Source organism: Kitasatospora sp. NPDC057518, assembly GCF_042802075.1.
In the GTDB taxonomy this organism is placed as follows: Bacteria; Actinomycetota; Actinomycetes; order Streptomycetales; family Streptomycetaceae; genus Kitasatospora.
Genome location: NZ_JBHVEU010000327.1, coordinates 1 through 9950, shown reverse-complemented (window position 1 = coordinate 9950; position 9950 = coordinate 1). Strand labels below are relative to the sequence as shown.

The window sequence follows — 9950 nt, the reverse complement described above, 5'->3', positions numbered from 1 at the left end:
GCGGTGCCGGACGGGCGGCAGCCCGCCGCCGGCGCCTCCCGGCAGGCCGGCGACCTGCCCGTGTGGCTGGCGCCGGTCGCCGGGGCCGCCGCACCGGCCGCCTCGGTGCAGGTGCAGGTCGCGGACCCGAAGGCCGCGGCCGCCGCGGGTGTGCCGGGCACGCTGGTCGCGCTCTCGCGCGCCGACGGCGTGGCGGGCGACGGCAAGGTCCGGGTCGGGATCGACCTGGGCTCGCTCGGTTTCGGCGGCGACTTCGCGCACCGCGCCCGGCTCACCGCCCTGCCCGAGTGCGCGCTGACCACACCGGACGCCGAAGGCTGCCGGACCGGTACGCCGGTCGCCGCGCAGTACGACGAGCAGGCCAAGCGACTGGTCGCGGACGTCGAGCTGCCTGCCGCGAGCGCGGCCGGCGCACCCCAGCGGGCCGAGGCGGCCCCGGCCGGAACCCCGGCGGCCGCGCCGCAGCTGCTGCTGGCGCTGAACGGCGCCCCCGAGAGCGGCACCGGCACCTACAGCGCCACCCCGCTCTCGCCCAGCCAGGCGTGGGCCGCGGGGAGCTCCGCCGGCTCGTTCACGTACAGCTACCCGATCGTGGTCCCGCCGGCCCTGGGCGGCACGGCGCCGTCGGTGTCGCTCGGCTACGACTCCTCGGCGGTGGACGGCAAGACGGCCTCCACCAACGCGCAGGCCTCCTGGATCGGCGACGGCTGGGACCTCGGTGCCGGCTACGTCGAGCGCGGCTACCGCGGCTGCGACAAGGCGGGCATCCCCGGCTCGGGCGACCAGTGCTGGGGCGGCGCCAACCTGACGCTGTCGCTGGGCGGCCACTCCGGTGAGCTGGTCCCGGACGACGAGTCCTGCGCCAAGGGCGGCGCCGCCGCCGACGAGCAGTCGAAGTGCACCTGGCGACTGAAGCGGGACGACGGCACGAAGGTCGAGTTCCTCACCGGCGCCAACAACGGCACCTGGAACGGCTCGTACCTGAAGGTGACCGACACGGCCTCGGGCAGCGTCTTCTACTTCGGCCTCAACCAGCTCCCGGCGGCGAACGGTGCGCCGGCCAAGGTCGGCCCGGAGAGCAGGTCGGCCTGGACGGTGCCGGTGTACTCGCCCAACCCGGGCGACCCGTGCTACGACGCGGCCAAGGGCAAGGGCTCCTGGTGCCAGACCGCGTGGCGCTGGAACCTGGACTACGTGGTCGACCCGCACGACAACCTGACCACCTACTCCTACACGCCCGAGACCAACGTGTACGCGCGCGGCGGCGCCCAGAACAGTGGGAAGGGCACGAACACGTCGTACACCCGCGGCGGCGTGCTCGCCTCCATCGGCTACGGCCAGCTGCTGTCCGACCAGCTCGGGGCGAACGGCGCGTTCCAGCCCGCCGCGAAGATCGACTTCACCGCCGGCGAGCGCTGCAAGTCCGGCGCGGTCTGCGACCCGGCACAGCGCACGGCGGCGAACGCGGCCAACTGGCCGGACGTCCCGATGGACAAGCAGTGCCCGGAGACCGGCGCCTGCACCAACTATGGCCCGACCTACTGGTCGACGCTGTGGCTGAACTCCGTCACCACCTCGATCCGCTCCGGCGCCACCTACCGCCCGGTGGACCGGTACGACTTCGTCCACGAGTTCAAGACGCCGCAGAACGCGACGGACAACGCGCCGATCGCCTGGCTGCAGTCGGTGAAGCGCACCGGCAAGGACACCGCCAACGGCCAGTCCGAGCAGTCCCTGCCGGAGGTGACCTTCACCGACGAGCTGCTGCCCAACCGCGTCGACGGACTGGTGCCGGCGCGTCCGCGCTACAACCGCCCGCGCCTGGCGGTCATCGGCACCGAGACCGGCGGCACGGTCCTGGTGTCGTACGCCAAGGAGTCCTGCTCGCGCACGGCCGGGAGGATGCCGGCCTCGGCGGACAACAACGACAGGAGCTGCTTCCCGGTGAAGTGGTTCGACACCGGTGTGCAGGCCACGGTGGACGACTGGTTCCTGCGCTACCCGGTGGAGACGGTCACCGTCGACCCGAACGCCAAGCTGGTCACCGGCGCGGTGGCGACGACCACCTCGTACACCTACGGCCCGGCGGCCTGGCACCGCAACGACGGCGCGCTCGTCGAGGCGGACTACCGCACCTGGGACCAGTTCCGCGGCTACGCCGGCGTCACCACGGTGACCGGCTCCGGCAAGGACGGGCCGCAGGCGAAGTCGACGACCAGCTACTACCAGGGCATGAACGGCGACATCAAGGCGAACGGGAGCGCCAAGGCGGCGTCCGTCGCCGGGGTGAAGAGCGGCAGCAGGACCGACGAGGAGTGGCTGTCCGGCCAGGTCCTGGAGACGGACACCTACGCCGACGCCGCGGCCCCCGCGGGAACGCCGGTCGCCTACACCGTCAACTCCTACGAGCGCACCGCCGGCCTGAAGCCGACCGCCACCCACAAGCGCGCCGGGCTGCCGGACCTGGTGGCCAACTACCTGTCGACCACGTCCACTTCCGTCAGCACCTCGGTGACGACCACCGGGACCCGGAGCACCTCGACGGTCACCTCGACGGACCCGGCGAACAACAACCGGACCACCACCTCGCTGAGCACCGCCGACGGCACGCCCGACATCTGCACCCGGTACCGCTACGCGACCTCCCCGGGTCAGCTGGTGACCGGGCGGATCTCCGAGACCTACGTGATCTCCGGCGCCAACGCCTGCACCGCGGACGCCACGCCGGCCAACACGGTCTCCGACACCCGCACGCTCTACGACGGCCAGGGCTTCGGCGCCTCGGACGCCAAGGGCGAGGTCACCGGCACGCAGGTGCTGGACCGCTACGACGCCAACGGCGCCGCGCAGTACGTGACTACGGCGGCCAAGGGCTACGACGCGTACGGCCGGGTCACCTCCGAGACCGACCCGACCGTCAGCGACGAGGCCAATCCGAACGGAGCTGTCACCACCACCGCGTACACCCCCGCCGGCCCCGGCGAACTGCCGAGCAAGGTGGTCACCGGCTCCCCGGCCCCGGCCGGCGCACCGGACGCGGGCACACCCCGCACGACCACCGTCACCTTCAACCCGTCCCGCGCGCTGGTGCTCACCACGACCGACGCCAACGACCGCAAGGTGACTCAGAGTTACGACGGCCTGGGTCGACTGAAGGCGGTCTGGGTGCCCGGGCGGGACACTGCGGCCGAGGCCACCTATACCTATGACTACGCTGTCAACGGTGCCAAGTCGCCCTCGACCACCATCGCCAGGTCCCTGCGGGCCGACGGCCACACCTACAGCACGTCCACCAAGATCCTGGACGGGCTCGGCCGCACGGTGCAGACCCAGGGCGACCCGGCAGTCTCGGCCTACCACGGCCGGATGATCACGGACTCGTTCTACGACTCGCAGGGGCGGGTCAACCGCACCTACGACAACTACTACGAGGACACCTCCGGCCCCAGCACCACCCGGTGGATCCCCGACGGCGCGATGGTGCCCCACCAGAACGTGGTCCAACTCGACGGCCTGGGACGTTCGGTCAGTACGCAGTTCGTCGCCCTCGGCAAGGTGCAGACCACGACCACCACGGCGTACCCGGGGGCGGACCGGGTCGACGTGTCGCCGCCGACGGGCGCGACCGCCACCAGCACCGTCACCGACGCCCGCGGCCGCACCGCCCAGCTGTGGCAGTACCGGACGCCTACCGCGACCGGCAACCCGGCCGACGCCGACGTGTCCCGCTACACCTACACCCCGGGCGGCCAGCCGTCGACCAGGGCCGACGCGGCGGGCAACACGTGGAGCTACACGTACGACCAGCGCGGTCGGCAGGTGAAGGCGGACGACCCGGAGTCCGGCGTCTCGACCCGCGCCTACGATGCGGCGGGCCGGGTCGCGACCACCACGGATGCGCGCGGTCAGACCGTTGCCACCAGCTATGACCTGCTGGGGCGGAAGACCGGAACCTTCAACGGCACGGTGGACCCGGCGAACCAGCTGACCGGATTCACCTACGACACGGTCGCCAAGGGGCAGAGCGCGGCGTCCATCCGATACGTCGGCGGTGCGAAGGGCGCCGTGTACAGCAAGACCATCACCGCACTGGACACCGCCTACCGCCCGACGAAGACCACTGTTTCCATCCCCGGCGACGAGATCGGCAAGACCGGGCAGCAGGTGACCTTCGACTACTCGGCCGCCTACAACCCGATCACCGGCGCCCTGGTCGCCGACGGGCGCGCCGCGGCGGGCGACCTGGCGCAGGAGTCGGTCAACTACAACTACGACATGTACGGCAAGCTCAACGACATGAGCGGGGCCGGCTACACCTATCTGCGGCAGGCGGACTGGGATGCCTACGGGCGTAACATCCGTACCACGATGAACCCGTGGGGCACGCAGATCGTCGCGACGAACACGTACGACGAGCCGACCGGGCGCGTGCTGACCCAGTACGTCGACAAGCAGACATCGAGCACCGGCACCGTCCAGAACACCACCTACGCGTACGACCCGGCGGGCCAGATCACCGCGATCCGGACGATCCCGAACAACACTCCGGCCGCGACCGACCTCCAGTGCTTCACCCACGACTACCTGGGCCGGCTGACCTCGGCCTGGTCGGACACGGGGAAGCTGAACCAGCCGACCCCGTCGCTCGCCGGTCAGGGCGCGTGTGCGAATGCGACGCCGACCAGCGGTGCGGTCGCCCCGGCGAAGACCACGGTGGGCGGGAGTGCGGCGTACTGGCAGGACTACACCTACGACGCGGTCGGCAACCGGACCAAGCTGGTCATGCACAACCCGACCGGCGACGTCTCGAAGGACCTGACGATCGACCAGGCCTTCCCGGCCCCGGGCACCCGCAACACGCCGACCACCGCGGCCGGCACGGGCGGCGGCACCGGCGGTCCGCACGCGCCGACGACGGTGAAGTCCACCTTCCCCAACAACGGCAGCACTCCCGGCGGCAACCAGTACGACGCCGCCGGGAACACCACGAAGACCGCCAACCCGGGCGCCAACAAGACGCTGGGCGCGGGCTTCGTGCTCAACCCCGGTGAGTCCGTGCGCTCCAACTCCGTCCAGCTGACCATGCAGACCGACGGCAACCTGGTGCTGACCTCGCTGCGCACCGGCCTGGTGACCTGGTCGACCAACACCGCGAACCACCCGGGTGCGTGGGCGACCATGCAGGACGACGGCAACTTCGTGGTCTACGACCCGCAGCGCGTCCCGCTCTGGTCCTCGCAGTCGTGGGTCGGGCCGAACAGCAAGTACTTCGCGGTCGTCCAGGACGACGGCAAGTTCATGGTGTACGCACCGGGTTGGGTGCCCAAGTGGGACTCCAAGACCTGGAACGCCGTGGACGCGGCCAACGGCGCGGAGCTGACCTGGGACGCCGAGGGCAAGCTCGCCTCGATGAAGCAGGGCAGTTCCACCACCGGCTACGTCTACGACGCGGACGGCAACCAGCTGATCCGCCGCAACCCGGGCAAGGTCACGGTCAACCTCGGCGGCGGGGACGAACTCGTCTACGACACCGGCAGCAAGACCAGCACCGGCACCCGCTACTACACCATGCCCGGCGGCGTCACCCTGGTCCGCCAGGGCCCGACCAAGCTCACCTACCAGTTCTCCGACCACCACAACACCGGCACGCTCTCCATCGACTCGGCCACCAGCACCGAGACCCGCCGCTGGACCGACCCGTTCGGCGTCCTGCGCGGCTCCGGCGCGGCCAACTCCTGGGCCGGCGACAAGGGCTACGTCGGCGGCCTGAAGGACGACGCCACCGGCTTCACCAACCTCGGCGCCCGCCAGTACCAGCCGGGGACCGGCCGCTTCCTCAGCCCGGACCCGCTGATCCTCCCCGAGGACCCGCAGCAGTGGAACGCTTACGCCTACAGCAACAACAACCCGGTGGACAAGACCGACCCGACCGGCATGGCGCTGGAGGAGTGCGCCAACGGGATGGCCAAGTGCTCCAACATGGGTACCAAGATCGAAGGCTTCGGGGAGAACTATCCGGCGATCGTCAAGCAGATCAAGGCCGAGGAGCCCATCCGCCAGTTCCGCTACCAGCTCTACCTGGAGGTCCAGAAAGCGCAGGAGATGATGAGGCTGGCCCGCAGGAACTACGGGCTTTCCGAACTGAAGAAGTACAACCAGAAGACCAAATACCCGTACACCTGGGATGAGAACGGGGAGCACCCGAAGGCAAAGAAGAAGGACGACCTGGTGGCGCCTGCCGAGTGGGACCTCTGCAAAACGCACCTGTTGGAATGCGGCCAGGCGGCTCTCATCAAATACACGGCGGACGACCTCAAGTACACGGAATATCCTGATGTCCCGAAGGGCAGGGACAGCGACGAGTCGAACGCGTTTCACCACGCCGTGTGGCAAGGGCTGCTCACGTACAACTTCGGGGAGCAGGCCGCGTGGGAGTGGGCTGATGCCCACGAGGCGTACGGCTCCAAGGATTCGCAGGAGGACCACATAGCCGACCTGATGAACAACGTGAAGGGCCGAGCGATCGGCCAGGCGGCCCGAGAGAAGTTCGGGCCGCCGGAGTTGGCGAGCTGGGACATCAGGCCATCGCCCGCGATGACCTACATCATCGATTCGGCTCGGGAATACCTGGCCTCCGGGAACTATGCCCGGAGAAGTGACTTCGACGACTGGGAAAAGGGCTGAGCCGATACGTTCGGATACTGAGACGCGGCGGGGCGTCCTTTGTGGCGACCCCGCCGCGTCGCCCGTGAACATCTTGAGGAGGGGTGCGTGAAGGGACGGCGGGTTGTCCTGTGGAGTCTGCTCGGCGGGCTACTGGTCATGTGTGGGACAGGTTGGGCCGTATGGCTGGTGATCCGGCCGGATTGGCCTGACATGCCCGATCCGATCGGGCGGTGGACGGGCGGGACGGCTGTCGTCGAGCTGCTTCAGGAAGGAAAGCTGGGGTCCGCACAGGTGCCGGCGTACGTGTGTAGCGGCTCCGCGGCGGACAAGGCGCAGCTGGTGGAGATCGAGGGGCATTGGCGGGAATCCTTCGTTGACGACGTGGGTCCCGGGTTTCATGTGGTGGCGAAGCGGAAGGGCGACGGGGGAGCCTGCGGTTTCTACTTGACGGCTCAGGAGAACGGGAAAGATCTCTGGCTGCTGAAGGAACCAGGAATCCTGATGACCAAGTCCTGATCAGCAGCCAGGTGCGCGTTGCTTCGGCCGAGTTCCCGGAGAGTGGAAATCCCGGCGAGGCCCGTCCGGAGGACGGGGGCACGTGCACGTGCCGGCTGATGAGAACGACGAACGGGAAAGGGGCCGGTCTTCGGTGGGGGAGGCGATTCACGTGGTGGGACGTTCGGTGGTGTTCCGGGTGCTCCTGGTGGGTTTGGTGTGTGCTGCCAGTGCGTGCAGCGGGGGTGGGGCCGGAGGGGTGGCGGGCAAGGGTGTCACGTCGGCGCCCGTGGTCCGGCCGGTGTTTGCGGAGAGCTCGAAGCAGGTGATCCTGCGGACGGCGAAGGAGAACGGGACGGCGCCGGCGGGTGATCGGTTCACGCTGGTCGAGTACGACGGCGGGTACGGGCCGGAGCTGATCTGGCAGGCGGAGCGGACCGGGGGTCTGTGCGCCGCGTCGGAGAGCGTCATGGCGGGTTGGTGCGAGACGGTGGAGGAGACCTCCGGGCGGCGGGTTCCCGGCGTCGGCGTCTTCGTGGACCCGGGGCTGCGCGAACGCGACGGGGAGGCATCGTGGGTGCTGCGGGTGATGGCCAGCGGTGAGACGATCGACCGTCTGTCGTGCCAGGGAAGGGACTTCCCGGTCCGCCAGGTGTACGCGGTCGACCTCGCCGGGGCCCGGCGCACCGTCTACACCGCCTCGATCCCGAGGAATCTCCAGGGGGAGTACCGGGTGTCCGTCCAGCGGAACGGGAAGCCGGACGAGGATCGTCTCGACCTCGGCTTCGAGAAGGGCCGTGTCGTGCAGTGCTGAGGGGCTGGCCGCCGCGGGCCCGGTGCGCGGGCGGAATCTGTCTGGCCGACGCCGAACTGCTGACGCGCCGTTTCCCGCTGCTGGGTTCGCTGTCGGCGGCGATGTGGGTCGGTCGGGTGCTGACGCAGAACTCCGTGACGTGGGTTCCCGGGCCGACCGACGTGAGTATGCAAGGGGGGGCACGGGTCGAGCCGGCGACGCTGGCGGAGATCACGGCGAACGGGACGTGGGAGGAGGTCTCCATCGGGTGCGGTGTCCCGGAGGAGATCGCCGCCGAGGTGGGTGACCCGACCAGGTGGCTCCACAGCAGGGCCTTCGACGAGTCGGTCACCCGGACCCAGTACTCGGGGAGCTTCTCCTTCGACAAGCAGACTGGCCGGGTCTACTTCTGTGCGGTCAACCCGAAGATCAGGGAGGGGAGTTGAGCGTCTGCTGGCCTTGCGGGCGGCCGTACCCACGTGACGGCCGCCCGCCGTACCGGGCCTACGGGTGGTAGACGACCTCCGGGAAGGCCGTCGACGGTCCGTCGAGCAGGTTGCCGCAGTGCCGGCCCCGCAGGTGGAGGTCGAAGAAGGCGCGCGGGTAGGCCTGTTGGACGAGGACGCCGCGGTCGGGGTCGAGGGTGCCGACCTGGGACTGGATGTCCTGCTCGGTCATGCCGAGCAGCTTGCCCGCCTGCGGGATCAGCGTCATGTTGTCGCCGTAGGAGCTGTGGATGGCGCCGGTGGCCTGGACGTCGAGGCGCCAGCCGCGCAGGTGGCCCCAGAAGGTCTCGATGAACGGGCTGGTGGCCCGGGTGTAGCGGGCGGTCATCATCATGAACGGCCGGTCGATGTCGGTGGTGATGGCGGGGTTCGACTCCATCCGCCCGTCCAGGGTGAGCCCGGCGCGGATGCGCTGGTCGGCGACCATGGCGAGGCCGACGGCGGTGCCGCCCTTGGACCAGCCGAAGGCGCCCATGTTCCGCGCGTCCAGGTTGCCGAGCAGGCCGGTCGGCAGGGTGCGGCCGTCGACGTCGGGGTTGCGGCCGTTGGCGAGGTCGACGACGCGGTCGAGGAGGAAGAGCAGGTCGGCGGCGTAGTCCTTCGGGGCCAGCCCCGGGGCCACGCCGTCCCGGGTGACGACGGTGCCGTCGGGGAACTCGGTGAATCCGTCGTGGGTGTGGTCGACGGTGACGACGGCGAAGCCGTGGCTGGCCAACTCCTGGACCACGATGGTGTGGTCGGCGCGGTGGCTGCCCGCGCCGTGCGAGTAGACGACGACGGGCAGCGGCCGGCCGGCCCGGTGGACGGGGGCGCCCTGGTGGCCGGCGGTGAGCGGGGCGAGCGAGAGGGGGAGGGGGAAGCCGGCGTCGTCGAGGAAGGCCTTCAGGGCGCCGTCGGTCATCCAGGGGGCGAGCGGGTACGCGTCGGCGGCCGCGGCCCGGGCCGGGTACCAGACGGTGGCCATCAGCTCGCGGAACTTTCCGGGTCGGGCGTTCGGGTCGAGCCTGGCCTCGTCGCGCAGGTGCAGCGGCACCATGCCTACGGGGAAGGGGCCGGTGGGCGCGGGCAGGGTGAGGCGGCCGGGGGAGCCGGGGCCGGTGCCGGTGCCCGTGGAGGAAGCGGGGGTGGAGGCGGGGGCGGCCGAGGCGGCGTGGGCGAGGCCCAGCGGCGCGGCGGCGCCCAGTGCGAGGGCGGCGCCGAGCATGCGGCGGCGGCTCGGTCCGGTGGGGCGGGCGGTCGGCGTGCTGTCCATCGGCGTGGTGCCCGTCGGCGTCGTGTCCATCGGCGTGGTGTCCATGCGCGGAACGCTGTCACGTGGGGCGCGGGGGCGGCATCGGCCTGCGGATTGATGATCTGTCATCTGGCATTGGCCCACGGGTTTACATCCCCGGGCTGATGCGGAACGGGCGTGCGCGGGGTCTCGCGAAGGGCGGCCCCGAGGGCGTGCGGTCGACGCCTCGGCCCCCTCGGGTGCGGGAGGGGGCCGAGGG

5 protein-coding genes are annotated in these 9950 nt (G+C 70.5%); 4 read left to right on the top strand and 1 reads right to left on the bottom strand.

Annotated features, from left to right (window positions below; all coding sequences use genetic code 11):
- Window positions 1-60 precede the first annotated feature (60 nt).
- From ACFU7Z_RS28000 to ACFU7Z_RS27985, 4 genes are all read left to right on the top strand, one after another.
- On the top strand, window positions 61-6684 hold the full coding sequence (locus tag ACFU7Z_RS28000; RefSeq protein ID WP_380780429.1) for an RHS repeat domain-containing protein: 6624 nt from the start codon (window positions 61-63) through the stop codon (window positions 6682-6684).
- Window positions 6685-6876: 192 nt separating this feature from the next.
- Window positions 6877-7182, top strand: a complete 306-nt coding sequence (locus ACFU7Z_RS27995; RefSeq protein ID WP_380780427.1) for a hypothetical protein — start codon at window positions 6877-6879, stop codon at window positions 7180-7182.
- Between the two features lie 280 nt (window positions 7183-7462).
- Window positions 7463-7975, top strand: a complete 513-nt coding sequence (locus ACFU7Z_RS27990) for a hypothetical protein (RefSeq protein WP_380780425.1) — start codon at window positions 7463-7465, stop codon at window positions 7973-7975.
- Between the two features lie 116 nt (window positions 7976-8091).
- Entirely contained in the window at window positions 8092-8400 is a 309-nt protein-coding gene (locus tag ACFU7Z_RS27985; protein ID WP_380780423.1) for a hypothetical protein, read from the top strand.
- Between the two features lie 58 nt (window positions 8401-8458).
- Here the strand turns inward: ACFU7Z_RS27985 and ACFU7Z_RS27980 are convergent, their stop codons facing one another.
- Complete coding sequence (locus tag ACFU7Z_RS27980; RefSeq protein WP_380780421.1) at window positions 8459-9757, bottom strand: alpha/beta hydrolase family protein; 1299 nt, start codon at window positions 9755-9757, stop codon at window positions 8459-8461.
- Between the last annotated feature and the right edge of the window lie 193 nt (window positions 9758-9950).

Coding starts and splice junctions, on each gene's coding strand:
- ACFU7Z_RS27995 (WP_380780427.1), top strand. CDS start 6,877: ATGCCCGATCCGATCGGGCGGTGGACGGGCGGGACGGCTGTCGTCGAG.
- ACFU7Z_RS27980 (WP_380780421.1), bottom strand. CDS start 9,757: ATGGACACCACGCCGATGGACACGACGCCGACGGGCACCACGCCGATG.